At 73.3% G+C, this 22,006-nt stretch carries 22 protein-coding genes; 6 read left to right on the forward strand and 16 right to left on the reverse strand.

Annotation, left to right across the window (positions count from 1 at the left end; all coding sequences use genetic code 11):
* Nucleotides 1-74 precede the first annotated feature (74 nt).
* The 8 genes from DSZ44_RS01970 to DSZ44_RS02005 form a co-directional block, all read right to left on the reverse strand.
* Nucleotides 75-965 (reverse strand): mechanosensitive ion channel family protein, encoded by an 891-nt coding sequence (locus DSZ44_RS01970; protein WP_258369150.1) that lies wholly within the window; start codon nt 963-965, stop codon nt 75-77.
* Between the two features lie 110 nt (nt 966-1,075).
* The gene (locus DSZ44_RS01975) at nt 1,076-2,749 is read right to left on the reverse strand and encodes an alpha-amylase family protein (RefSeq protein WP_110851308.1); all 1,674 of its coding nucleotides are present in this window, start codon (nt 2,747-2,749) and stop codon (nt 1,076-1,078) included.
* Between the two features lie 158 nt (nt 2,750-2,907).
* The gene (locus DSZ44_RS01980; RefSeq protein ID WP_110850893.1) at nt 2,908-3,186 is read right to left on the reverse strand and encodes a hypothetical protein; all 279 of its coding nucleotides are present in this window, start codon (nt 3,184-3,186) and stop codon (nt 2,908-2,910) included.
* 67 nt (nt 3,187-3,253) lie between these two features.
* The gene (locus tag DSZ44_RS01985; protein WP_220035058.1) at nt 3,254-3,811 is read right to left on the reverse strand and encodes a D-alanyl-D-alanine carboxypeptidase family protein; all 558 of its coding nucleotides are present in this window, start codon (nt 3,809-3,811) and stop codon (nt 3,254-3,256) included.
* Between the two features lie 253 nt (nt 3,812-4,064).
* Nucleotides 4,065-5,747, reverse strand: a complete 1,683-nt coding sequence (locus DSZ44_RS01990) for an ABC transporter ATP-binding protein (RefSeq protein WP_110850894.1) — start codon at nt 5,745-5,747, stop codon at nt 4,065-4,067.
* Entirely contained in the window at nt 5,747-6,745 is a 999-nt protein-coding gene (locus tag DSZ44_RS01995; protein ID WP_110850895.1) for an ABC transporter permease, read from the reverse strand. Before DSZ44_RS01995 ends, DSZ44_RS01990 begins: the two co-directional genes overlap by 1 nt.
* 2 nt (nt 6,746-6,747) lie before the next feature.
* Nucleotides 6,748-7,824, reverse strand: coding sequence for an ABC transporter permease (locus DSZ44_RS02000; protein WP_258369151.1), 1,077 nt, complete (start codon nt 7,822-7,824; stop codon nt 6,748-6,750).
* Between the two features lie 76 nt (nt 7,825-7,900).
* Nucleotides 7,901-9,541: an ABC transporter substrate-binding protein gene (locus DSZ44_RS02005; protein WP_110850896.1), complete on the reverse strand. Its 1,641-nt coding sequence runs from the start codon at nt 9,539-9,541 to the stop codon at nt 7,901-7,903.
* Nucleotides 9,542-9,736: 195 nt separating this feature from the next.
* Between DSZ44_RS02005 and DSZ44_RS02010 the strand changes: the two genes are divergently transcribed.
* Complete coding sequence (locus DSZ44_RS02010; RefSeq protein ID WP_110850897.1) at nt 9,737-10,237, forward strand: class I SAM-dependent methyltransferase; 501 nt, start codon at nt 9,737-9,739, stop codon at nt 10,235-10,237.
* A gap of 91 nt (nt 10,238-10,328) precedes the next feature.
* Here the strand turns inward: DSZ44_RS02010 and DSZ44_RS02015 are convergent, their stop codons facing one another.
* The 4 genes from DSZ44_RS02015 to DSZ44_RS02030 form a co-directional block, all read right to left on the reverse strand.
* Entirely contained in the window at nt 10,329-10,811 is a 483-nt protein-coding gene (locus tag DSZ44_RS02015) for an SRPBCC domain-containing protein (RefSeq protein ID WP_110850898.1), read from the reverse strand.
* Nucleotides 10,808-11,149 (reverse strand): ArsR/SmtB family transcription factor, encoded by a 342-nt coding sequence (locus DSZ44_RS02020; RefSeq protein ID WP_220035059.1) that lies wholly within the window; start codon nt 11,147-11,149, stop codon nt 10,808-10,810. The genes DSZ44_RS02015 and DSZ44_RS02020 overlap by 4 nt, the downstream gene beginning before the upstream one ends.
* A gap of 170 nt (nt 11,150-11,319) precedes the next feature.
* Nucleotides 11,320-12,027 (reverse strand): alpha/beta fold hydrolase, encoded by a 708-nt coding sequence (locus DSZ44_RS02025; RefSeq protein WP_110850900.1) that lies wholly within the window; start codon nt 12,025-12,027, stop codon nt 11,320-11,322.
* Nucleotides 12,028-12,160: 133 nt separating this feature from the next.
* Nucleotides 12,161-13,123 carry a TIGR03885 family FMN-dependent LLM class oxidoreductase gene (locus DSZ44_RS02030; protein WP_110850901.1) on the reverse strand — a complete coding sequence of 321 codons (963 nt, stop codon included), beginning with the start codon at nt 13,121-13,123 and terminating at the stop codon, nt 12,161-12,163.
* 79 nt (nt 13,124-13,202) lie between these two features.
* Here DSZ44_RS02030 and DSZ44_RS02035 point away from each other — a divergent pair, with 79 nt between their 5' ends.
* Nucleotides 13,203-15,092, forward strand: a complete 1,890-nt coding sequence (locus tag DSZ44_RS02035) for a penicillin-binding transpeptidase domain-containing protein (protein ID WP_258369152.1) — start codon at nt 13,203-13,205, stop codon at nt 15,090-15,092.
* Between the two features lie 4 nt (nt 15,093-15,096).
* On the opposite strand, the gene DSZ44_RS02040 is transcribed toward DSZ44_RS02035, so the two are convergent.
* Nucleotides 15,097-16,092, reverse strand: a complete 996-nt coding sequence (locus DSZ44_RS02040) for an asparaginase (protein ID WP_110850902.1) — start codon at nt 16,090-16,092, stop codon at nt 15,097-15,099.
* A 201-nt stretch (nt 16,093-16,293) separates the two neighbouring features.
* Here DSZ44_RS02040 and DSZ44_RS02045 point away from each other — a divergent pair, with 201 nt between their 5' ends.
* Together DSZ44_RS02045 and DSZ44_RS02050 are read left to right on the forward strand one after the other, a co-directional pair.
* Nucleotides 16,294-16,899 carry a CueP family metal-binding protein gene (locus tag DSZ44_RS02045; RefSeq protein WP_110850903.1) on the forward strand — a complete coding sequence of 202 codons (606 nt, stop codon included), beginning with the start codon at nt 16,294-16,296 and terminating at the stop codon, nt 16,897-16,899.
* Between the two features lie 41 nt (nt 16,900-16,940).
* Nucleotides 16,941-17,144: a DUF3072 domain-containing protein gene (locus tag DSZ44_RS02050; protein ID WP_110850904.1), complete on the forward strand. Its 204-nt coding sequence runs from the start codon at nt 16,941-16,943 to the stop codon at nt 17,142-17,144.
* Here DSZ44_RS02050 and DSZ44_RS02055 read toward each other — a convergent pair.
* The 3 genes from DSZ44_RS02055 to DSZ44_RS02065 all read right to left on the reverse strand — a co-directional run bounded on the left by DSZ44_RS02055 (nt 17,131) and on the right by DSZ44_RS02065 (nt 20,087).
* Nucleotides 17,131-18,015 carry an oxygenase MpaB family protein gene (locus DSZ44_RS02055; RefSeq protein ID WP_110850905.1) on the reverse strand — a complete coding sequence of 295 codons (885 nt, stop codon included), beginning with the start codon at nt 18,013-18,015 and terminating at the stop codon, nt 17,131-17,133. The genes DSZ44_RS02050 and DSZ44_RS02055 overlap by 14 nt on opposite strands.
* Before the next feature lie 133 nt (nt 18,016-18,148).
* Entirely contained in the window at nt 18,149-18,499 is a 351-nt protein-coding gene (locus DSZ44_RS02060) for an STAS domain-containing protein (RefSeq protein WP_146237458.1), read from the reverse strand.
* A gap of 76 nt (nt 18,500-18,575) precedes the next feature.
* Entirely contained in the window at nt 18,576-20,087 is a 1,512-nt protein-coding gene (locus tag DSZ44_RS02065) for an SIR2 family protein (RefSeq protein WP_110850907.1), read from the reverse strand.
* Between the two features lie 138 nt (nt 20,088-20,225).
* On the opposite strand from DSZ44_RS02065, the gene DSZ44_RS02070 reads away from it, so the two are divergent.
* Entirely contained in the window at nt 20,226-21,023 is a 798-nt protein-coding gene (locus DSZ44_RS02070) for an SDR family NAD(P)-dependent oxidoreductase (RefSeq protein ID WP_110850908.1), read from the forward strand.
* A 45-nt stretch (nt 21,024-21,068) separates the two neighbouring features.
* The gene (locus DSZ44_RS02075; protein WP_110850909.1) at nt 21,069-21,992 is read left to right on the forward strand and encodes an NADP-dependent oxidoreductase; all 924 of its coding nucleotides are present in this window, start codon (nt 21,069-21,071) and stop codon (nt 21,990-21,992) included.
* Nucleotides 21,993-22,006 lie beyond the last annotated feature (14 nt).

Raw genomic sequence — 22,006 nt, forward strand, 5'->3', positions numbered from 1 at the left:
CCGCGTCGACCCTTCGGCTGACCCTGGTGCCGCGGGGTCCACCCACGGTCGTAGCGCGTGCGGCGGGGTGGGGCTCAGCCCGTGGTGGCCGAGCCGCTGCCGCCGTCCGTGCCGAGGTGCCCCAGCGCCCGCTCGAGACTGGCGGAGGACTCCAGGACCCGGATCTCGGCCGGCATGGCGATGTCGTGCGCGGTGTAGGCGGCCACGACCGCCGTGATGACCTGGGAGCGTGCCTCGAGAGTCTCGAGCTGACGCGCGCCGGACCAGAAGCGCAGCTCGAGGTCGATCGTCGAGGGGCCGAGCTGGGTGACCAGGGCCTCCGGCGGTGGCTCCTCCGCCACGGCGGACAGCCCATCCATGGCGGCCAGGGCGACCTCGCGTGCCTGCTCGAGGTCGGCGTCGTAGGCGACACCGACGACGACGGCGGTCCGCACCTGCTCGTAGCCGGTCTGCACGGTGACCACGCCGTCGTGCACGACGCTGTTGGGGATGACGACGCGGCGGCCGTCGAAGGTCCGCACGATCGTCTCGCGCAGGTTGATGCTCATCACCGTGCCGCGGACGTCCCCGATCGCCACCTGGTCGCCCCCGCGGAACGGCTCACGCACGAGGAGGATGACCCCGGCGAACAGGTTGCCCAGCACCTGCTGGAACGCGATACCGGCGGCGATCGAGATGACCCCGAGCCCGCCGAGCACGTCCACGGGCCGCACGCTGGGGAAGGCGATCGTCAGGCCGGCACCGAAGCCGATGAGCGTGACGAGCCACTTGGTGAGCATGGCGAACACCGTGGCGAAGCTCGGGCTGCGTCCCCGCCAGCGCCAGTACGGGCGGAGCACGACCTCGAGCACCCGGCCGAGCACGTAGGCGCCGAGGAGGACGAGCAGGCCCACCCCCACCTGGGCGGGCTCGATCGGGGGCAGACCCCAGTCGACCTGCATGGCGCGCGCCTCCATCCGGCTCATGATGCCAACGGCGCCTCGGGGGCACGACCTGGGGGCGCCGCAACCTCACGCGTGGCGGTACGTGCGCTGTCGGCGGTAGATGCGCTGTCGGCGGGAGGGGCGGCGGAGCGTCACGGCAGGCGCAGACCACCGGCGTGGTGGACGTGGAACCAGCGGAAGCCGTACCCGTCGAGGGCCAGCTCGGCTGCGCCGTCGTCGTCGAGGACGAGGCGTTCCTCGCTGAGCAGGCTCTCGAGGGCGGACCCGGGCGGCGCGTCGACGCGCAGCGGGACGGTGCGCGCCTCCCCGGCGAGGTTGTGGACGGCCACGACCATCCTCCCGTCCCACGCGACGCAGTGGGCGAGGACCTCGGTGTGGGGCTGGTCGAGCACGTGGAACGTGCCGCGGCCGAGCTCGGGGTGCGCGCGGTAGGTCTGGACGAGGTGGCGCACGAAGCTCCACAGCGAGCCGGGGTCGCGCATCTGGTCCCACGCGTTGACGAACTCGGGGCCGTAGCCGTCGGGTACCGGGCGGGCGACGAGCGTGGTGGGCGCGGCGGTGGAGAAGGCGCCATTGGGCTCAGGTGACCACTGCATGGGGGTGCGCACCGCCATGCGGCCCTCGGCGGCGAGGTCCTCGCCCATCCCGATCTCCTCGCCGTAGAAGAGCGACGGCGTGCCGGGCAGGGAGAAGAGCAGGGAGTAGACCAGTCGGATGCGGCGCGGGTCCCCGCCCATCATCGGCGGCACGCGGCGCTTGAGGCCACGCCCGTAGATCTGCATCTCCTCCTCGGGCCCGAAGGCGGCGAAGACCTCCGCCCGCTCCTCCTCGGTGAGCTTGTCGAGGGTGAGCTCGTCGTGGTTGCGCACGAAGGTGGCCCACTGGCAGTCCTCGGGGATGTCCGGGCGGGCGAGCAGCGCCTCGGTGAGCGGCCCGGCGTCACCGCGGGCCAGGGAGAGGTAGAGCTTCTGCATCGTGATGAAGTCGAACATCATGTGGAGCTGGTGCCCGTCACCGAAGTACGTCGCCTGCTCCTCGTGCGGCACGTTGACCTCACCGAGGAGGACCGCGTCGCCCCGGCGGCGGGAGAGAAAGGCCCGCATGTCCCTGAGGTGGTCGTGCGGGTGGGCCATCGCGTCGGCGTCCTGGCCGGTCATCCCGAGGTCCTCGAGGAAGAAGGGCACCGCGTCGACCCGGAAGCCGTCGATGCCCAGCTCGAGCCAGAAGCCGATGACCTTCATGATCTCGTCGCGCACCTTGGGGTTGGCGACGTTGAGGTCCGGCTGGTGGGAGTAGAAGTGGTGGAGGTACCACTCCTCGGTCCGCTCGTCGAAGGTCCAGATGCCGTCCTCCTTGTCGGGGAAGACCGCCATGTCGGAGGTGTCCGGAGGGGTGTCGGCGCGCCACACGTAGTAGTCGCGGAACGGGTTGTCCTTCGACCGGCGGGCGGCCTTGAACCACGGGTGCTGGGCGGAGGTGTGGTTGATGAGGAGGTCGACGATCACGCGCATGCCGCGGTCCTTGGCGGTGCGGACGAGCTCGACGACGTCTCCCAGGCTGCCCAGGCGCGGGTCGACGCCGTAGAAGTCGGTGACGTCGTAGCCGTCGTCCCGGTCGGGGGTGGGGTAGAAGGGCATGAGCCACAGGCACGTGACTCCGAGCTGGGCGAGGTAGTCGATCCGGTCGACGAGGCCGGCGACGTCACCCACGCCGTCGCCGTCGGAGTCGAAGAAGGTCTCGACGTCGAGGCAGTAGATGACGGCGGTCTTCCACCACTGGTCGGAGGTCTCGGTGATGCGGGTCATCAGGTCGTCTCCCTGGAGGCGGGCGCGTGTGCGCTCCTGTGTACCGGTGCGGGAGCGCCGCGGCATCCGGGGGGGTCCTCCGAGGGTTCGAGGGGCGAGGGGATGTGGTGCCGCGGACGTCCAGCTGATTCACCGGGTGACTCAGCTGAACGTCTCCGTCACATGTCCACCCGGCGGCGGGCGAGCGCGTACCCCGCGGCACCGGCCACGAGGGCGGTGCCGACAACGAGCGCCACGAGGGCCAGCAGACCCGGTGCGTCGAGGACGACCGTTCGCGGGCCGGACGCCCCAGAGGTCAGCGGCGTGTAGGACGTCCAGCCGAAGCTCACCTCGCGCACGAGGGTGCCCCAGACGCCGACGGCGAGAAGGACGGCACCCAGGCCCGCCGCGAGGCGGAGGAGCGCGGTTCCGGCGCCGGGCTGGCGGGGGAGTGTCATGTGGGCCTTCCGTCGTCTGCTGGGCAGCCACGGTAGCGGTGCCGCGTGGCGTGCGGGCCCGAACGCGTCAGCCGACGGCGGCAGCGTCCCGCACGAGAGGCGGGCACTCGGTGCCGGGCGCGGCGAGCGCCTCGACGTGCCACGGCTCGTTCTCGTAGACCAGGCACAGGCCGAACTCGGCACCGTGGTCGGCGAGCCAGTCGCGTGACTCGGCCGGGCCGACGTCGATCGCCTTCCCCTGCACGTGCGCCGACTGCTCCGGGGGGAGCACCCACCGACGGGCGGCCGCGGGGGAGCCGTGCTCCTCGACCGCCTCGTCGAGCAGGCGCTGCTGCTCCTCCGCGGTGCGGGCACCGGACGTGACGCGCAGCGGGTAGCCCTCCTCGGCGGCGGCGGCCTGCGCCCGGCGGAAACGGGCCGCCAGCTCCGGGTCGAGGCCGGCGAGCTCCGGCTGGTCGCCCGCGGGGACGGAGACCGGCGCGCGGTCGCGCGTCTCGTGGGCGAAGGCGCCCAGCGGGCCGGGTCGGCCGAGCAGCACGACGGCGACGACGACGACCGCCGCCGCGAGGACGAGGACGAGCAACCGGCGGCGGGCCTCGGCGGGGTGCTGTGGTGTGGTGGTCACATCACGAGCCTGGCCGGGGCGGAGGGCCGGCCGCGTCGTTCCGGTGGTGGACCACGCGTCGGCCTGGCGGCTGACCGGGCGCCCGCCGGGTCGGACCAGGGGTGGACCCCGGCAGACGCCACGGGAGGGCAGGACGTGCTGCGGAGACGTCAAGCTGAGTCACCGGATGACTCAGCTTGACGTCTCCGCGACAGCCCCGCCTGCCCGGCGCGCAGCCGCGCCCGGGCTCGGCTGCGCAGCGCCGGGTGCGGGCTCAGCCGCGCAGGGCCGCCAGAGCCTCGCGCCGCCGCTCCTGCTCGACCGGGTCGGGGACCGGGACGGAGGCGAGCAGCTTGCGGGTGTAGGGGTGCTGCGGTGCCTGCAGCACCTGCTCGTCGGTCCCGAGCTCGACGAGGTCGCCGCGGTAGAGCACGGCGATCCGGTCGGCGAGCATGCCGACGACGGCGAGGTCGTGGCTGATGAAGAGCGTCGCGAAGCCGAGGCGCTCCTGCAGCTCGCTGAAGACCTCGAGCACCTTGGCCTGGACCGACACGTCCAGCGCCGAGGTGGGCTCGTCGGCGACGAGCAGGTCCGGGTCCAGCGCCAGCCCACGCGCCAGGCTGGCCCGCTGGCGCTGCCCGCCGGACAGCTCGTGGGGGTAGCGCTCGGCGTAGTGCGTGGGGAGGTGGACGGCGTCGAGCAGCTCGTCGACCCGCGGGCGGGCCGCGGCGGCGTCCTTGGCCCGGCCGTGGATGAGCAACGGCTCCGCGACGGCCTCACCGATGGTGAGGAGGGGGTTGAAGCTCGTGGCCGGGTCCTGGAAGACGAAGCCGACCCGGGCGCGCAGCGGCCGGAACGCCTTCTCCTTGAAGCCGACCATCTCGTGGCCCAGGACCTGCAGCGAACCGCCGGTGGCGCGGGTGAGGCCCGCGATGGCCCGGCCGATCGTCGTCTTGCCCGAGCCGGACTCGCCGACGAGGCCGAGGACCTCACCGGGCGCGATGTCGAAGCTCACCTTGTTGACGGCGCGGAAGTCGGGCTGGCGCAGCCGGCCGGGGTAGACGATCTCCAGGTCACGGGCGCGGACCACCGGCTCGGGCCCGGCCGCCGCGGCGGCGGGGGAGGGCCCGGGCTCCCAGTCGGGGGTGTGGACGCCCAGCCTGGGCACCGCGCCGAGGAGCTGGTGGGTGTACTCGTGCTGCGGGGCGGCGAAGAGCTCGCGGGCCGGCGCCTGCTCCACGACCTTGCCGCGGTACATGACCGCGACCCGGTCCGCGAGGTCCGCGACGACGCCCATGTTGTGGGTGATGAGGATGATCGCGCGCCCGAACTCGTCGCGCACCGCCCGCAGCAGGTCGAGGATCTCGGCCTGGACGGTGACGTCCAGGGCCGTCGTCGGCTCGTCGGCGACGATGACCTTGGGGTCCAGGGCGAGGGCCATGGCGATGACGATGCGCTGCTTCTGGCCGCCGGAGAACTGGTGGGGGTAGTGGTCCACCCGCTTCTCGGGGTCGGGGATGCCGACCTTGCCAAGCATCTCCACCGCCCGGGCGCGCGCCTCCTTCTTGGAGTACTCCCCGTGCGCCCGCAGCCCCTCGGCCAGCTGCCAGCCGACCGTGTAGACCGGGTTGAGCGCCGTCGAGGGCTCCTGGAAGACCATGGCGACGTCCCGGCCACGCGCCCGGCGCAGGTCGGCCGCCCGCAGCTGGACGATGTCGTTGCCCGCGAGGACGACGGCGCCCTCGACGCTCGCGTTGTCGGGCAGCAGCCCGAGCACGCTCTTGGCCGTCACGGTCTTGCCCGAGCCGGACTCACCGACCACGGCCAGCACCTCGCCGGGGTTGACGTGCAGGGAGACGCCGTCGACGGCGTGGACCGGCTCCCCGTCGGTGGCGAAGGTGATGTGCAGGTCCCGGATGTCGACGACGTGCTCGCCGTCGGCGTCGTGCGCGGTCATCACGCCGCTCCCTTCATGGCGGTGGCGACGCGGCGCGGGCGTGGAGGCCGGCGCCGGATGCGCAGCCGCGGGTCGGACAGGTCGTTGAGGCTCTCGCCGACGAGGGTGATCCCGAGGACGAGCAGGACGATGGCGGCACCGGGGAAGACGCCGGTCCACCAGATGCCGCTCGCGACGTCGGAGATCGCCCGGTTGAGGTCGTAGCCCCACTCGGCCGCCGCGGTCGGGTTGATGCCGAAGCCGAGGAAGCCGAGGCCGGCGAGGGTGAGGATCGCCTCGGAGGCGTTGAGCGTGACGATGAGCGGCAGGGACCGGGTCGCGTTGCGCAGGACGTGGCGCGAGAGGATCCGCGGGGTCGAGGCGCCCAGCACCCGGGCGGACTCGACGAAGGCCTCGGCCTTGAGCCGGACCGTCTCGGCACGCACCACCCGGAAGTACTGCGGGACGAAGACCACGGTGATCGAGATGGCCGCTGCCGCGATGCCGCCGAGGAAGCTCGACTGCCCCCCGGAGATGATGATCGACACGACGATCGCCAGCAGCAGGGACGGGAAGGCGTAGACCGCGTCGGCGATGGTCACGAGGATCCTGTCGAGCCAGCCGCCGAGGTAGCCGGACACGAGCCCGAGGGCGATGCCGAGGAAGATCGAGGCGACGACGGCGAGGACCACCGTGAGCAGCGCCGTCTGGGCGCCCCACACCACGCGGGAGAACACGTCGTAGCCGCCCACCGTGGTGCCCCACCAGAACTCGCCCGACGGCGGCGCCTGGCGCGGGAAGGACCCGTCCGGCCCGCTGAGCTGGTTGAAGGAGTAGGGCGCGATCAGCGGCGCGAGGGCGGCCATGAGGACGAAGACGGTGCAGATGACGAGGCCGGCGATGAGCATGCCGCGCTGCAGGCCGACGCTGCGGCGCAGCTGCCACACGAGCGGGAGCTTCTTCCAGCGGGCCTCGTGCGCCGCGGCGCCGTGCTCGACGGGGTCGGGTGCGGTGCTCATCGTCAGTACCTCACTCTCGGGTCGATGAGGGCAGCGATGACGTCGACGACGAAGTTCGTCACCGCGACGATCACCGCGAGGAGCGCGACGATGCCCTGGACGGCGACGAAGTCGCGCGCGCCCAGGTACTGGGCCAGCTGGAAGCCCAGCCCCCGCCACTCGAAGGTCGTCTCGGTGAGGATCGCGCCACCGAGCATGAGCGCGATCTGCATGCCCATGACGGTGATGATCGGGATGAGGGCGGGCTTGTAGGCGTGCTTGCGCAGGAGGCGGCCCTCGGGGACACCGCGGGAGCGGGCGGCGTCGACGTAGTCCATGCCGAGCGTGCCGATGAGGTTGGTGCGCACGAGCCGCAGGAACACCCCGGCGGTGAGCAGTCCCAGGGCGACGGCGGGCAGGACGGCGTGGGACAGGACGTCAACGATGAGGTCCCAGCGTCCGGTACGCAGCGCGTCGAGGATGTTGATGCCGCTGGACCCGGAGATCCGGTCCAGGGTCAGCTGGGTGCCGGGTGTGGCGCGCCCGCCCAGCGGGAACCAGCCCAGCCACACCGAGAACACGAGCTTGAGCAGCAGGCCGGCGAAGAAGACCGGGGTGGCGTAGCACAGGATCGCGAAGACGCGGAGCACGGCGTCGGGCAGCTGGTCGCGGCGGTAGGCGGCGATGCGCCCCAGGGGGATGCCCACGACCAGCGCGACGATCAGCGAGAAGACGACGAGCTCGAGGGTCGCGGTGCCGTACGTCAGGAGGATCTCGCTGATCGCCCGGTTGTCGGTCACCGTGCGGCCGAAGTCGCCGGTGAAGATCTGGCCCAGGTACTCGACGTACTGGACCAGGACCGGCCGGTCGTAGCCCGCGTCGGCCAGCCGCTCGGCGAGCTGGTCGGGGGTCAGCCGCCCGCCGACCGAGGCGGAGATCGGGTCACCGACCACGCGCATGAGGAAGAACACCAGGGTGACCAGGATGAACACCGTGGGGATGATGAGCAGGAACCGCACGAGGATGTAGCGGCCCAGCCCCGAGCCGCCGGACCTGCCGGCGGGTGTGGTGCCCACCGCCTGTTCGTCAGCGATCGTCACGACAACTCCTCTCACGGACGGGACGGGGCGCCGCTGGTGCGGCACCCCGTCCCGTCGTCGTGGATGTGCGCTCGGGCTAGCGGCCGAGCGGGGCGTAGCGGAACTTGAAGGAGGCGTCGAGGGTGACGCCGGTGATGTCGTTCTGGGCCACGGCCACCTGGGCGCCCTGGAGGTAGGGCAGGGTGGACAGGTCCTCGGCGACCAGACGCTGCACCTCGGCGATCTTCTGCTCACGCGCGGCCGGGTCCGGCTCGGTGGCCTGGTCGAGGATGAGGTCGTTGACCTCCTGGTCCTCGTAGCCGTTGACGAGGAAGTTCTCGGTGAGGAAGAACGGCGAGAGGTAGTTGTCCGCGTCGGAGTAGTCCGGGAACCAGCCGAGCTGGTAGGCCGGGTACACGCTCTCGACGCGCTCGGTGTTGTAGGTGTCCCACAGCGTCGACTGGAGCGTCACGTCGAACAGGCCGCCGGCCTCGAGCTGGCTCTCGATCATCGCGTACTCCTCGTCGGAGGAGTTGCCGTAGTGGTCGGGGCTGTACTGGAGGTTGAGCGCGACCGGCGTCTGGACACCGGCCTCCTCGAGGGTCGCCGCGGCGGCGTCGGCGTCCGGGCCGCCCTCGCCGTCGCCGTACATCTCGAGCAGCGGCTCGGCGGCGCCGCTGAGGCCCTCGGGCACGTAGGAGTACAGCGGGGTGTAGGTGCCCTGGTAGATCTCCTGGCTCAGCGCCTCGCGGTCGAGCAGGTGCGCGGCGGCCTGGCGCACGGCCAGGGCCTTGGCCGGGTCGGCCTCCTCGGTCGCCTCACCGAAGGGCTGGGCGTTGAAGTCCCAGGTGATGTAGCGGATCTCGCCGCCGGGGCCGTCGTGGATCGTCACGGCGTCGTCGCCCTCGAGGTCGGCGAGGTCGGTGGGGGAGAGGTTGCGGAACGCGACGTCCACGTCACCCTGCTGGACGGCCAGCTTGAGGGAGGTCTCCTCGGTGAAGTACTGCGCGGTGACGACGTCGGTCTCCGGAGCGCCGAGCATGCCGCCGTAGTCGGCGAAGGCCTCGTAGCGCACCAGCTCGTTCTGGGTGTAGTCGGTGATCGCGTACTGGCCGGCGAAGGCGTTGCCCTCGACGATCTCCTCGGCGGGGGTCAGCTCGGTGGCCGAGAAGACCTCCTCGTCGACGATCGGGCCGACGGGCGAGGAGAGCACCTGCGGGAAGGTCTGGTCGTTCTCACTCGTGAGGTGGAAGACGACGGTGAGCTCGTCCGGCGCCTCGACGCTGTCGAGGTTGTACAGCAGCGAGGACGGGCCGTTCGGGTCGGCGATCTCGCGCTGGCGGTCGAAGCTGAACTTCACGTCCGAGGAGGTGAGCTCGTTGCCGTTGGCGAAGGTCAGGCCCTCTTTGAGGGTGACGGTGTACTCCGTGGGCGCGGTGAACTCCGCCGACTCGGCGATGTCCGGCTCGACGTCCGGGCTGCCGTACGGGGTGTTGAGCAGGAAGGGGAAGACCTGGTTCTGGACGAGGAAGGAGCCGTTGTCGTAGGAGCCGGCCGGGTCCAGGGAGTAGATGACGTCGGTGGTGCCGACGGTGATGCCGTCGCCGCCGGAGCCCGTGGCGTCGTCGCCGGAGCCCCCGCCGCCGCCGTCGTCGGTCTCCGCGCACGCCGCAAGGACGAGGATGAGGGCGGTCGAGGCACCAACCAGTACCCGGCGCCGCTGGTGAGCGAGGGCCATAGTTCACTTCCTTAGAACGGGTGAGCCGCCCGCCCCGAGATGCGGGGTCGAGCGGCGGCTGCTCTCGCGTCCACCCGACGTGGGCGGGACGCGGGTATGGAAACTAACACACCGTGTCTCACTCTCTGAGCGCCCGGTGCCAGCGCCCAGTGCGCGCCATGGCCGTGCGGTGCTGCGGCGCCGCACCATGGTGGGATGACGACGGCGCACCGTCACGAGCACGCGGCAGCCCTGGTCGTGTCCGCCGGGCCTGCGGTGGTGCTCGAGATCGGCTGCGGGAACGGGGCCGTGCTCGAGCTGCTGGCGGAGCGGCTGCCCCAGGCGCGGCTCATCGGCCTCGACCGGTCCGCGACGGCCCTCGCCCGGGCGGCGGGACGGCTCCGGGAGCAGGTGGCGGCCGGGCGCGTGACGCTCGTGCAAGCCGCGATCGTCGAGCTCGGCCTGCCGGCCGCGAGCGTGGACGTCGCGGTCGCCGTCAACGTCAACGTCTTCTGGACCAGCTCCGCCGCGGCCGAGCTCGCGGTGCTGGCGCGCGTGCTGCGGCCCGGTGGGGAGCTTCACCTCGTCGTCGCGCCACCGTCACCCGACCCGCGGGTGCGGGCGGGCACGGAGGGGTCCCTGCGGCGGGCGGGCTGGACGACGACGGCGGTCGCCGAGCACGGAGGAGTCGTCGCCGTCTCGGCGACGCCCGGTTGAGGCAGGGGCCGGCGCGCGCCCTGCCCCGGTCCGGGTCACCGTGTGCCCTGCCGGACGCTCGGTGACCCGGAGGCGGTGGGAGGGCGGCGGCTCAGGACGTCGGCGCGTCCATCGACCTCCCGGTCTCGACGTAGGTCTTGAGCCCGGACAGCGACCACGGCCAGCCGCCGCCACCGCCCTGCGGGTCGCCGCCGCCGTTGAGCTCCTCGGCCTGGTCGGGCGCGGCGCTGACGTCGTGGGTGAGGACGACCTTGGTCTGGCTGTTGGGGTACTCCGTCAGCTCCCAGGTGAGACGGGTGGCCGGCGCCCCGGGCCGCCACGTGGGGCTCCAGGACAGCACGAGCAGTCGGGGCGGGTCGATCTCGACGACCTCACCCTCGACGGCCACCGGCCCCATGCCGAAGGCGACCATGTCCGGTGTGGAGAGGTTGCGGTAGGTCCCGCCGGGTCGCGGGTCGATCTCGACATCCCCGCCGTAGCCCCACTGCGTGGTGCCCTCGGAGGTGGTGATGGCGTCCCAGATCCGCTGGGCCGGGGCGTTGATGTAGATGGTGTGGATGACGTCGGTGCTCATGACGGGTCCTTGTCCTCGAGTCGTTCCTTGAGATCGATGAGGGCGTCAGCCGTGCGCGCCCTGTCGGTGTACTTGCCGATCCACCGGCGGTGGATCTGCTGCACGGGGACCGGGTTGAGGTAGTGCTCCTTGACCCGGCCCACCTTGCGGGTGGTCACCAGCCCGGCCGCCTCGAGCAGCCGCAGGTGCTTGGCCACGCCGAAGCGCGTCATCTCCACGCGCTCGGCGACGACGTCCTCGAGCTCCCCCAGCGCGCGTCCGTCGCGCTCGAAGAGGGCGTCCAGGAGCAGCCGGCGGACGGGGTCCGCCAGTGCCTTGAACACGAGGTCCTCGTCCACGCGTCCAGCATAGGTGACCAATAAGTCACCTATCAAGGGTGCGGCCCACTGTGCGCCCGGTGGTCCCACCGTGCGCCCGGTCGACGGGGCGCACGGTGGACCAGCGGGAGCACGGTGCGGGGGAGGGGGCAAGGGGCGGGGCGGCGGGAGGGAGTGGGCGGAGGTGGGCGTCAGCCCGGTCGGGCGCCCGTCACCTCTCCGGCGTAGCGGTCGAGCAGCGCGGCCACCTGGTCCGGGTGGCTGAGCGCGGCAAGATGGCCGCCGTCGACGTCGTCGGGCAGGATCCCGAGGCGCTCGCGGGCGAGGCGGTGCTGGAAGTCGCGCGGGAAGAGGCGGTCGTCGCGGCCGGTGACGACCCGGGTGGGGACGTCGGGCCACGCGTCCAGCGGCCACGGGTCGGCGAAGGGCCGGCCGGACTGGTTGGCGGCAGTGTCGCCCTCCGCGGTGAAGAGCTCGGGCGGGACGTCGTGACCGTAGAGGACCGCCTCGTCCTGGAGGTCCGCCTCGGTCAGCCCGATGCTCCGCGCGTGCTCGACCATCGCCTCGTGCTGCCCCGTCACCCGCCACCAGTCCCCACCGGTCTCACCCGGCAGCGGGACCATCGCGTTGTGCAGGACGATGAGGCGGACCGGGCGGCGCTCGCAGACGAGCGGTGCGGTGAGCGCGCCCATCGACAGCGCGACGACGGCGACGTCGTCCGCACCGGGCGGGACCGCGGCCACGACCGCGTCGGTGTACGCGGCCAGCCCGGCGTCGTCGTCCCCGGCAGGAAGGTCGACGGGCACGGCGCGGTGCCCGCGAGCCTCGAGCTCACGGGCGACGAGGTGCCAGATCCACCCGGACCCGCCGGCCCCGGGGAGCAGCACGAAGCTGGCCATAGGAGGACAGACCGGCGAGCCCCCCGAAACTCGCCGGGGTACCCGAGTACGCACATACGGTCAGTCCCGGCCCCGTCGCAGGGCCCGCCGGTGACCGGATGTGCGTACTCGACGGAGAAGGAGGGGGGCGCCGTCAGGCGCGTAGCGCGGGGAGCAGCTCGCGTTCGGCGAGCTCGAGGAAGGGGGTCTGGTCCTGGCCGACGTGGTGGAGGTACACCTCGTCGAAGCCGAGCTCCTCGTACTCGCGCAGCTGCTCCACCAACCCGGCCACGGAGTCGGTGATGACGACGGCGCCGGCGACGACGTCGTCGGGCACGTAGCGACCGATCGTGTCGAAGTCCTCGGGCGTGGGGGTGTCGTGCGCGATCGGCTCGGGGAAGGTGTTGTTCTGCCACTGGTCACGCGCGATGTCGCGCGCCTCGGCCAGCGTGGGGGCGATCGAGACGTGCACCTGGAGGGCGAGCGTGCCGTTCCCGCCGGCCTCCCGGTAGGCACCGACGATCTCGCGCATCGTCTCGATCTTGCTGTTGATCGTGATGAGCCCGTCGGCCCAGAGCGCGGCGCGGGCGGCGGTGCCGGGGGACAGGGCCGGGCCCATGAGGGCGGGCGGCTCCGGCGGGAGGGAGTAGAGACGCGCGCGCTCGACCGTCACGTGGCGGCCCCGGTAGGTGACGTCCTCACCGGCGTGGAGGCGGCGGATCACCTCGACGCACTCCTCGAGGCGCTCCTGGCGCAGGTCCTTGCCGATCCACTTCTCGCCCGTGACGTGCTCGTTCATGTTCTGCCCGCTCCCCAGCGCCACCCAGAAGCGGCCGGGGAACATCTCGGCGAGCGTGGCCGAGGCCTGCGCGACGATCGCCGGGTGGTAGCGCTGCCCGGGCGCGTTGACCGCGCCCAGGCGCAGGTTCGTCGTCGCGAGCGCGGCCCCCAGCCAGGACCACGCGAAGCCGGACTGCCCCTGCCGCACCGACCACGGGGCGAAGTGGTCGGAGCACATCGCCATGTCGAAGCCGGCACGCTCGGCCTGCTGGACGTCACGGAGGAGCCGGGAGGGGGCGATCTGCTCGTGCGAGGCGTGAAATCCGTAGCGGGGCATGCGTCCTGTCTAGCGTGCGAGGGCCCGCCCGGCACCCGGAGCCTTGCCCCTCCCGGGCGCGCCCGGGAATACTCGCCGGGTGATCCGCCGCCTCGCTCCAGCCTGTGCCCTCGCGCTTCTCCTCACCGCCTGCTCGGGTCCCGAGGACGACGGTCTCGACGCCGCCGCCGCCGGCCTCGCCTCAGCGCTGGCCGAGCAGAACCTCGACGGCGTGACCCTCACCGACCCGGCCGCGGCCGGGTCCTTCGGCGAGCTCGTCGCACCGCTCGCCGAGTACGACGTCACGGTGGAGGCGCAGGAGGTGGTGCGCGCGGAGGACGACGGCGGCGCGAGCGTCGACCTCGCGTGGTCGTGGACCGTCGAGGACCACGAGTGGACCTACACGACGACGGCCGAGCTCACGGAGCAGGAGGAGGGCGGCTGGGCGCTGGCGTGGGACCCCGCGGTCCTCGCGCCAGGGCTCACGGACGGGGAGCGGCTCGAGGTGACTCGCACCCTGCCCGAGCGCGCCGACGTCCTCGGCGCGGACGACGAGCTCATCGTCACCGAGCGGCCCGTCGGCCGCTACGGCCTGGACAAGACGCTCGTCGAGCCCGAAGAGGTGGGGGAGCGGGCCGAGGAGGTGGCCGAGGCGCTCGGCATCGACCCCGCCGCCTTCCGTGAGCGCGCGGAGGCGATGGGCCCGCGGGCCTTCGTCGAGGCGATCGTCCTGCGCCCCGAGGACGCCGAGGACGCCGTCGAGGACGGCTTCGCCGACATCCCCGGTGCCCGCGTCGTCGAGGACGCCATCCCGCTGGCACCCACCCGCGAGTTCGCCCGCGAGCTGCTCGGACGCGTGGGGCCGGCGACGGCGGAGGTCGTCGAGGCGTCCGAGGGCCGCGTCCGCGCCGGAGACGAGGTCGGACTGTCCGGCCTCCAGGCCGCCTTCGAGGAGCAGCTGCGCGGCACACCGGACATCGAGGTCGCCGCGGTCGACGCCGCCGACGCGCGCCGCACCCTGTTCGAGGCGGAGGGCACCGCGCCGGAGGACCTGCGCCTCACCCTGGACGTCGACGTCCAGCAGGCCGCGGAGGAGATCCTCTACTCCAGCGAGGACACCGAGTCCTCAGCGAGCGCCGTCGTCGCGCTGCGGCCCTCCACCGGTGAGGTCCTCGCCGCGGCGAACGGCCCGGGCAACGAGGGCCTCAACGCCGCGACCGCCGGCCAGTACGCGCCCGGCTCCACCTTCAAGGTCGTCACCTCCCTCGCCCTCCTGCGCGCCGGGCTCGCCCCCGACGACGTCGTCACCTGCTCGCAGAGCCTCACCGTCGACGGGCGCGAGTTCACCAACTACGACGACTACCCGGCCTCCGCGCTCGGCGAGGTGCCCTTCCGCACCGCGCTCGCCCACTCGTGCAACACCGCCCTCATGGACCAGCGAGAGCTCCTCGACGACGGCGACCTCGCCGCGGCCGCCGAGGCGCTGGGCATCGGGGTCGAGCGTGACCTCGGCTTCCCCGCCTACCTCGGGCTGGTCCCCGCCCCGGAGAGCGAGACGGAGCGGGCGGCCTCGCTGATCGGGCAGGGGCGCGTGCTGGCGAGCCCGCTCGCGATGGCGACGGTCGCGGCGTCGGTCCAGGCCGGCCACGCCGTCCTCCCTCAGCTCGTCGCGGACGCGGTGCCCGAGGCCGCCGGACCGGCGCAGCCGCTCACCGAGGAGGAGGCCGAGCAGCTGCGCGAGCTCATGCGGGCGGTCGTCACCGAGGGCTCGGGCGTGGCCCTCGACGACGTGCCCGGCGAGCCGGTGCTCGCGAAGACCGGGACCGCCGAGTACGGAAGCCCCGACGACGACGGCGCGCACGAGACGCACGCGTGGATGATCGCCGCCCAGGGTGACCTCGCCGTCGCCGTCCTCGTCGAGACCGGCGTCTCCGGCTCGCAGACCGCCGGCCCCGTCCTCGAGGAGCTCCTCACCGCCCTGGCGGACTGAGGCCTCACACGCGGGCGCGCGCCTCCAGCGCGGCCGCCAGCTCCGCACCGGCGTACCCGGCGTGGAGGAGGACGTGGAGGAGCAGGCGTGCCTTGCGCCCGGAGAGCTCGCCGGCCATGAGCACCCCCGCCTCGATGAGCTGCGCCTCCGAGCCGATGTACCCGTAGGTGGCCCGGCCGGTGCCCCCGCGCGCGGTGCGGGAGGCGACCACGACGACGACACCGTCGGCCACCGCCGTCGCGAGCACCTGGGAGGTGGCGGCGGAGACGTGCCCGAGGCCGCTGCCGTCGACGACGAGCGCGCGGAAGCCGGCGGCGAGGACGGCACGGACGACGCGGCCGTCGTCGGCGAGCGGCGCCTCGACGAGGGCCACGTCCACGGGCCCGGCCTCGGGCGGGGGCAGCGGGGCGGGCCGCGCGGCGGGCGGAGAGGCGAAGCGCGCCCGGCGCTCCTGGACCCGGCCCACCGGGCCGAAGCCCGGTGAGGCGAAGGTGTCGAGCGCCGTCGAGCTCTCCTTCGTCACCCGTACGGCCAGGTGGATCTCGTCGTTGAGGACGACGAGCACGCCGCGCCCACGGGCCTCGGTGGCCAGCGCCACGCGCGCGGCGGCCAGGAGGTTGGCCGGCGCGTCCGTGCCGGTGAGGTCGGCCTGACGCATGGCGCCGGTGACGACGAGCGGCTCGGGCCGGTCCCACAGGAGGTCGAGGAGGTAGGCCGTCTCCTCGAGGGTGTCCGTCCCGTGGGTGACGACGACGCCGCTCGCGCCGTCGTCGACCTGTGCGCGCGCCCAGGTGAGGGCCTCGAGCACGTCGGCGACCTCGACGGAGGCGGAGGGCTTGGTGCACACGGAGGTGACGAGCACGGCGGCGAGGTCGCCCAGCTCGGGGACGCCGCGGACGAGGTCGACCGCGTCGAGGCGGGGCTGGGCGGCGGCTCCGGGGGCGGGGGCGGTCATCGCGATGGTCCCGCCCATGGCGGCGACGGCGAGGATCGGCTGCATCCCGCCAGGATGCCACCCCGCCGAGAGCGCACTTGTCGCCGACAGCGCACTTGTCGCCGACAGCGCACTTGTCGCCGACAGCAGACTTGTCGCCGACAGCGCACTTGTCGCCGACAGCGCACTTGTCGCCGGCAGTCGAGCTGCCGACGGCGGGACCTTGGGCCCGGGACGCCGCGCGGCCCGCTGCCCGACACTGGACATATGGCACGAACCCCACGCGTGGCCGCTGTCGCCGCCACCCTGCTGCTCGCCCTGACCGCCTGCTCCGACGCCGCGGACGAGACCGCCACGGCGCCCGCGCCCGAGACCACCACCGCATCCGCGCCCGAGACAGCCCCGCTCCTCGCCGAGCACGGCCTGGAGGGGATGAGCGGCAAGGAGATCGTCGACCACCTCGACCGGCTCGGTGGCGCCGAGCGGCCGGCCGACCTCACGGCCTCCGTCCGCCCCGCGGAGCTGATCGTCAGCGACGGCACCGAGGAGCTCGCCGTCGCCCTGCCCGAGGACGAGTTCTACCTCTCGGTCGCGCCCTACGTGGACAGCAGCCACGAGTGCTACTTCCACTCGCTCACGACGTGCCAGGGAGAGCTCACCGAGACGGACATCGAGGTCACCTTCACCTCGTCCGACGGCGAGGTCCTGCTCGAGGAGTCGACGACGACCTTCGCCAACGGCTTCGCCGGCTTCTGGCTCCCGCGCGACGTCGAGGGCGTCCTGGAGGTCACCCACGACGGCCGCACCGGCACGGTCCCCGTCGCCACCGGCGAGGAGGACCCCACCTGCCTCACCACGCTGCAGCTCACCTGACTCCGCTCGCCGGGCTCCCCGCGCGGTCTTAGCGTGAGGCCATGAGCGAGCAGCCCAGCGACACCATCAAGGACCCCGAGGACTGGACGACCGGCGAGGAGCCGGCTACCGGCGCCCAGCTGAGCTATCTGAGCACCCTGGCCCGCGAGGCGGGCCGCGAGGTGCCCGACAACCTCACCAAGGCGCAGGCCTCGAGCCTCATCGACGAGCTGCAGGAGGGCAGCGACCGCGTCAGCGGGGACTGAGCGTCTGCGCCGTCGGCGCCGCCTCCAGACCGCCCAGCACCCACCGCAGGCTGCGGGTGGACACGTGCCCGGCGGCGACGCCGAGCGTCGCGTCGCGGCGCGGGTGGTCGGGCAGGCGCAGCGGCTCGCGCGCCCAGCGGGGCAGGGTCGCCACGGCCGCCCGACCGATGAGGGTGTAGCCGGCGCGGGCGGGGCCGGTGACCGGGGGGCGGTGGAGGAGGAACTGAGCCGCCTCCAGCGCCTCGGGTGTCGAGCGCATCTCCGGGCGGTAGTGCGCGAGGGCGGCGCGCAGCTCGGCGTGCGTCGTCGGCACCGCCTCCCCGCCGAGCCGTCGAGCCACCCCCGCCGCCTGCGCGACGTAGGTGTCGGCCTCCGCAGGCGTCAGCGGCCGGGTGCCGAAGCGCTGGTGAGCGGTGAGGAAGCTGTCGACCTCGGCGACGTGCACCCAGGTGATGAGGCGGGGGTCGTCGGCCCGGTAGGGGACGCCGTCCGTCGTCGTGCCGGAGATGTGCCGGTGGACGGCGCGGACGATCGCGACCGCCCGCTCGGCGTCCTCCACACGCGCGTAGGTGGTCTCGGCGATGAAGGTGCTCGTGCGGGCCAGCCGTCCCCACGGGTCGGTGCGGTAGTCCGAGTGCTGGGCCACTGCGGCCATGGCCAGGGGGTGCAGCGACTGCAGGAGCAGGGCCCGCAGGCCACCGACGTACATCGAGGCGTCCCCGTGGACGCGCTGGATCGGGTCGTCCGCTCCGAACCAGCGCTCGCCGGGCTCGCCGTGGATGCGGTGGCGCGCGTCGTGCGCGTCGGGACCGGCGACTCGAGCCAGCAGGAGGTTGCTCAGCCGCCTGCGGGCGGCGCGCACGGGCGTCATGCACACCAGTGTGCGTGAGCGCGGCCGAACCGTCGTGCGCGGGGCGGTGGTCTGGTGCATGCCACGGGTGCGGGCGGCGTCTACCGGGGTCATCAGGGCGAGGGTCGCTGCGGGCCGGGACGCTGGTGAGCGCTCAGGTGGTGGCGGTGGCGGTGCCGGTGCCGGTCTCGCGGATCTGGACGACCTCGCCGAGGCGGGTGACGTCGAGGAGGAAGCGGACGAGGTCGGGCGGGTCGACGAAGACCGCGGTGTGCTGCCCGACCGCGAGCCTCGCCAGGCTCGTCAGCGCGAGGGAGTCCATGAAGGTGACGGCGCGCGTGTCGACCTCCACCGGGAGGTCCCCCGTGCGGGCCTCGGTCACGGCCTGCTCGAGCGCCTGCTCCATGAGGGCGTCGACCTCGCCGCCCAGCTCGAGTCGCACGCAGCCGTCGCAGCGCCGCAGGCGCACCCAGCCCTGCCTGCTCGCCGGACCTGTTCGTTCCATGACGTCCCCCACGCCGTGATCGTGGGGTGATCATGGCACGGCGGCGCCCAGTACGGGAACGGTTTGCCCGGCTTTGTCAGGGGCTGCGGTCACCGCCGAGGAGTGCGAGCGCCTGGGCGAGGGCCTCCCACGGCGTGCCGAGCGAGGCGACGCGCGCGTGCAGCTCGCGTGCGGCGCCCGCTGCCTTGCGCTCCTTCGCGGAGGCCAGCAGGTCGGCGTAGCGCGGGTCGAGGAGGTGGTGGTTGCCGGCGGCGTGCGCGGCCAGGAGGTCGAGGACGATCGCGAGGTCGCGTGACTGCTCCTCCGGGCGCCCCCGCTCCGAGGCGGCGACGTAGTCGAAGACGCCCTCCCACAGGCGGGCCTTGCCCCCCACGTGCCGGCGGTCGAGGACCGTGCCCAGCGGGAGGCGTGGCTCCTCGCCGTGCGGGCCCTGCTCCTGGAAGTCGACGACCTCGTGCGCCAGGCGTAGGAAGTTGTCGTCGGTGAGGGAGGCTCCCACGACGAGCAGGTGCCGGGTGAGCATGAGCGCCTGGACGACCGAGCCGAGCGGCCGCGACCGGGAGTCGTAGCGGACGAAGTCGCTGCGCGTCAGGACGATCCCCGCGGGGTCGCTGACGTCACCGTGCATCTTGAGCACCCACGGACTGCCGCTGAGCGGCTGTCCGTAGGGCAGGGCGGGCACGGCGTCGGTGCCCTCGATGTCACGGGCGGCCCGCTCGTACAGCGCGTCGTAGTTCGTCGTGACGATCTCCCGGCAGCCCAGCGCCGCGAGCAGGCTGTGGGTGATGGCGTAGCGGTCCACGCTGGAGGTCTCCCGGGCGACGGCGGCACCGAAGTCCGCGCCGAGCTCGCGGCGCAGCAGCTCGGCCCGGTCGAGGGGGGAGGGGACGTCGTCGAGGTCGACGTCGTGCCGCTCGGCGATCGTCGCGATGAGCGCCTCCCACGAGGGCAGCCCCGCCGCCATGCTCACCCCGGCCCCGACGAAGAGCGCCAGCTCCCCGCGACGGGCTCGCTCGGCCAGCGCACGGGCGGCGTCGGCCACCTCCGCCGCGATGTCGGGCTCGAGGCCACGAGCGAGGCGTGCGGCCTGGAAGGCGGTGTAGTCCGAAGCGGTGGCGGCGACGATGACGACGTCGACGTCGTGGCCGGCGACAGCGTCCTGGCAGGTGGCGAGCTGGGCGTCGACGACGGCGCCCGTCACGTCCGCGAAGCCGCCGCCTCCGGTGCCGAGCGTGGGCAGCGCGACGAGCAGCTTCGCGCGGCCGGCGCCAGGGGGCAGGCCAGCCGCGGCGACGTCCTCGAGCGCGCGTCCCAGCCGGCCCATCACCGCGCGCAGCTCACTGGCGGTGGCGCCGCCACCGCGTACGACGTCCACGAACCATGCCGGCTGGAGGAGCCCGCGCGAGCGGCCCCGGCCGACGCCGTGCTCCGCCCAGCTCTCCGGCTCGAGGTCGCCGACCGCGTCCGCCTCCACCCCCAGCGCCGCGTGCCAGGGCTCCTCGACGACGAAGGAACGGTCGGTGGGCACGATGATCGCGTCGCAGTCCAGGTGGCCGATCCGGCCCTGGACGACGAAGACGTGACCCATGCACCGACGCTACTCGGCGCGTCTGTGGCGCGCTCGTGCACAACTGGTGGACAAGGCTGTGGACAAGCGTGCGTCCGCCGCGCGCCGCGCCACCGGCCCGCCTAGCGTGGACCGCACCCACCAGACCCGGGAGGACCCATGTCAGCCACCCAGTCCGACCACCCCCTCGCCGTCGTCACCGGCGCCTCGACCGGGATCGGCCGCGAGGTCGCCACGCTCCTGGCCGAGCAGGGCTACGACCTCGTCGTGTGCGCGGACGACGCCGAGATCCACACCGCCCTGCCCGACTCGCCCGGTCTCACGGTCGAGGCGGTGCAGGCGGACCTGTCCACCTACGACGGCGTGGAGGACCTCCTCGACGCCGTCGGGGACCGTGACGTCGACGCGCTCGTCCTCAACGCGGGCATCGCCGTCGGCGGGAGCTTCGTGGAGACGTCCCTCGACGACGACCTCACGCTGATCGGACTCAACATCAGTGCCAACGTCCACCTCGCCAAGCGCCTCCTTCCCCGGATGGTCGCCGCCGGACGCGGGCGCGTCCTGCTCACCGGCTCGGTCACGAGCATGATGCCGGGGCCGTACTACGCCACGTACAGCGCCTCGAAGGCCTTCCTCCTCAACTTCGCCCACTCGGTGCGGTACGAGCTCAAGGACACCGGTGTCACCCTCACGACCATGATGCCGGGGCCCACCGACACCGAGTTCTTCGCGCGCGCCGACATGGAGGACACGCGGGTCGGTCGCAGCGACAGCAAGGACGACCCCGTGGAGGTCGCCCGTGACGGGATCGCCGCGATGCTCGAGGGCAAGGACGACGCCGTCGTCGGTGCCACGGTGCGCAACACGCTCATGTCCCGGGCCTCGAAGCCGCTGCCCGAGCGGGCCAAGGCGGCCACCCAGGCCCGGCTCACCAAGCCGCTGGAGCCGGGGGAGTGACGCTCCGGACGGGCGGGGGCCCCGACGTCGTCCTAGCGTGGGCGGATGCGAGTCATCGGAGTCACCACGCCGGGCGGACCTGACCAGCTGGAGGTCCTCGACCGGCCCCTTCCCCAGCCCGGGCCGGGCGAGCTGCGCGTCGCCGTCGTCGCGGCCGCCGTCAACCCCACGGACACGATGCTGCGCGAGCGCGGCGCGGACGGACTCGAGGCGCCGTGGATCCCCGGCATGGACGCCGCTGGCGTCGTCGACGCGGTCGGGGAGGGGGTCGAGCTCGCGCCGGGAGACCGGGTCGTCGCGATCGTCGACCCGCGCACCCCGCTCGGCGGTGCCTACGCCGAGCTCGTCGTCGTCCCCGCCGACGGCGTCGCGCGGCTGCCCGACGACGTCGACCTCGTCGCCGCGGCCTCCCTCCCGCTCAACGCGCTGACCGCGCGCCGCGCCCTCGAGCTCATGCGCGTGCCGCGGGCCGGCACCATCGCGGTCACCGGTGCGGCGGGCGCGGTCGGCGGGTACGCGATCGAGCTGGCCAAGCACGCCGGCCTGCGGGTGGTCGCGGACGCCAAGGAGGAGGACGTCGCGCTCGTCGAGTCCTTCGGCGCGGACCTCGTCCTCCCGCGCGGGGAGGGCTTCGCGCAGGCCGTCCTCGAGCACGAGCCCGGCGGGGTGGACGCGCTGCTGGACGCCGCCGTCATGGGCGCCGCCGTCCTGCCCGCCGTGTGCGACGGCGGGGTCGTCGCCTGCGTGCGCCCCTTCGACGGGGAGCCCGAGCGCGGCATCGACGTCTACACCATCACCCCGGCCGACTACGTGCACGACGGCGAGGGGCTGGCCGAGCTCGTCGACCTCGCCGTGCACGAGGTGCTCTCGTTGCGCGTGGCGCGGACCTTCCCCGCCGAGGAGGCCGCCGAGGCGCACCGGCAGCTCGAGGCGGGCGGCACACGGGGACGCCTCGTCCTCACCTTCTGACGAGCACGGCGCGC

It is taken from the genome of Georgenia satyanarayanai (assembly GCF_900116375.1).
Classification (GTDB): domain Bacteria; phylum Actinomycetota; class Actinomycetes; order Actinomycetales; family Actinomycetaceae; genus Oceanitalea; species Oceanitalea nanhaiensis.

Excerpts from the sequence above, each read along its gene's own strand:
- DSZ44_RS01980 (WP_110850893.1), bottom strand. The coding sequence starts at position 3,186 with ATGACACTCCCCCGCCAGCCCGGCGCCGGAACCGCGCTCCTCCGCCTC.
- DSZ44_RS02015 (WP_110850898.1), bottom strand. The coding sequence starts at position 10,811 with ATGAGCACCGACGTCATCCACACCATCTACATCAACGCCCCGGCCCAG.
- DSZ44_RS02070 (WP_110850908.1), top strand. The coding sequence starts at position 20,226 with ATGTCAGCCACCCAGTCCGACCACCCCCTCGCCGTCGTCACCGGCGCC.
- DSZ44_RS01975 (WP_110851308.1), bottom strand. The coding sequence starts at position 2,749 with ATGACCCGCATCACCGAGACCTCCGACCAGTGGTGGAAGACCGCCGTC.
- DSZ44_RS02075 (WP_110850909.1), top strand. The coding sequence starts at position 21,069 with ATGCGAGTCATCGGAGTCACCACGCCGGGCGGACCTGACCAGCTGGAG.
- DSZ44_RS02050 (WP_110850904.1), top strand. The coding sequence starts at position 16,941 with ATGAGCGAGCAGCCCAGCGACACCATCAAGGACCCCGAGGACTGGACG.
- DSZ44_RS02040 (WP_110850902.1), bottom strand. The coding sequence starts at position 16,092 with ATGCAGCCGATCCTCGCCGTCGCCGCCATGGGCGGGACCATCGCGATG.
- DSZ44_RS02060 (WP_146237458.1), bottom strand. The coding sequence starts at position 18,499 with ATGGAACGAACAGGTCCGGCGAGCAGGCAGGGCTGGGTGCGCCTGCGG.
- DSZ44_RS01995 (WP_110850895.1), bottom strand. The coding sequence starts at position 6,745 with ATGAGCACCGCACCCGACCCCGTCGAGCACGGCGCCGCGGCGCACGAG.
- DSZ44_RS02005 (WP_110850896.1), bottom strand. The coding sequence starts at position 9,541 with ATGGCCCTCGCTCACCAGCGGCGCCGGGTACTGGTTGGTGCCTCGACC.
- DSZ44_RS02010 (WP_110850897.1), top strand. The coding sequence starts at position 9,737 with ATGACGACGGCGCACCGTCACGAGCACGCGGCAGCCCTGGTCGTGTCC.
- DSZ44_RS02045 (WP_110850903.1), top strand. The coding sequence starts at position 16,294 with ATGGCACGAACCCCACGCGTGGCCGCTGTCGCCGCCACCCTGCTGCTC.
- DSZ44_RS02030 (WP_110850901.1), bottom strand. The coding sequence starts at position 13,123 with ATGCCCCGCTACGGATTTCACGCCTCGCACGAGCAGATCGCCCCCTCC.
- DSZ44_RS01990 (WP_110850894.1), bottom strand. The coding sequence starts at position 5,747 with ATGACCGCGCACGACGCCGACGGCGAGCACGTCGTCGACATCCGGGAC.
- DSZ44_RS02065 (WP_110850907.1), bottom strand. The coding sequence starts at position 20,087 with ATGGGTCACGTCTTCGTCGTCCAGGGCCGGATCGGCCACCTGGACTGC.
- DSZ44_RS01970 (WP_258369150.1), bottom strand. The coding sequence starts at position 965 with ATGAGCCGGATGGAGGCGCGCGCCATGCAGGTCGACTGGGGTCTGCCC.
- DSZ44_RS02055 (WP_110850905.1), bottom strand. The coding sequence starts at position 18,015 with ATGACGCCCGTGCGCGCCGCCCGCAGGCGGCTGAGCAACCTCCTGCTG.
- DSZ44_RS02025 (WP_110850900.1), bottom strand. The coding sequence starts at position 12,027 with ATGGCCAGCTTCGTGCTGCTCCCCGGGGCCGGCGGGTCCGGGTGGATC.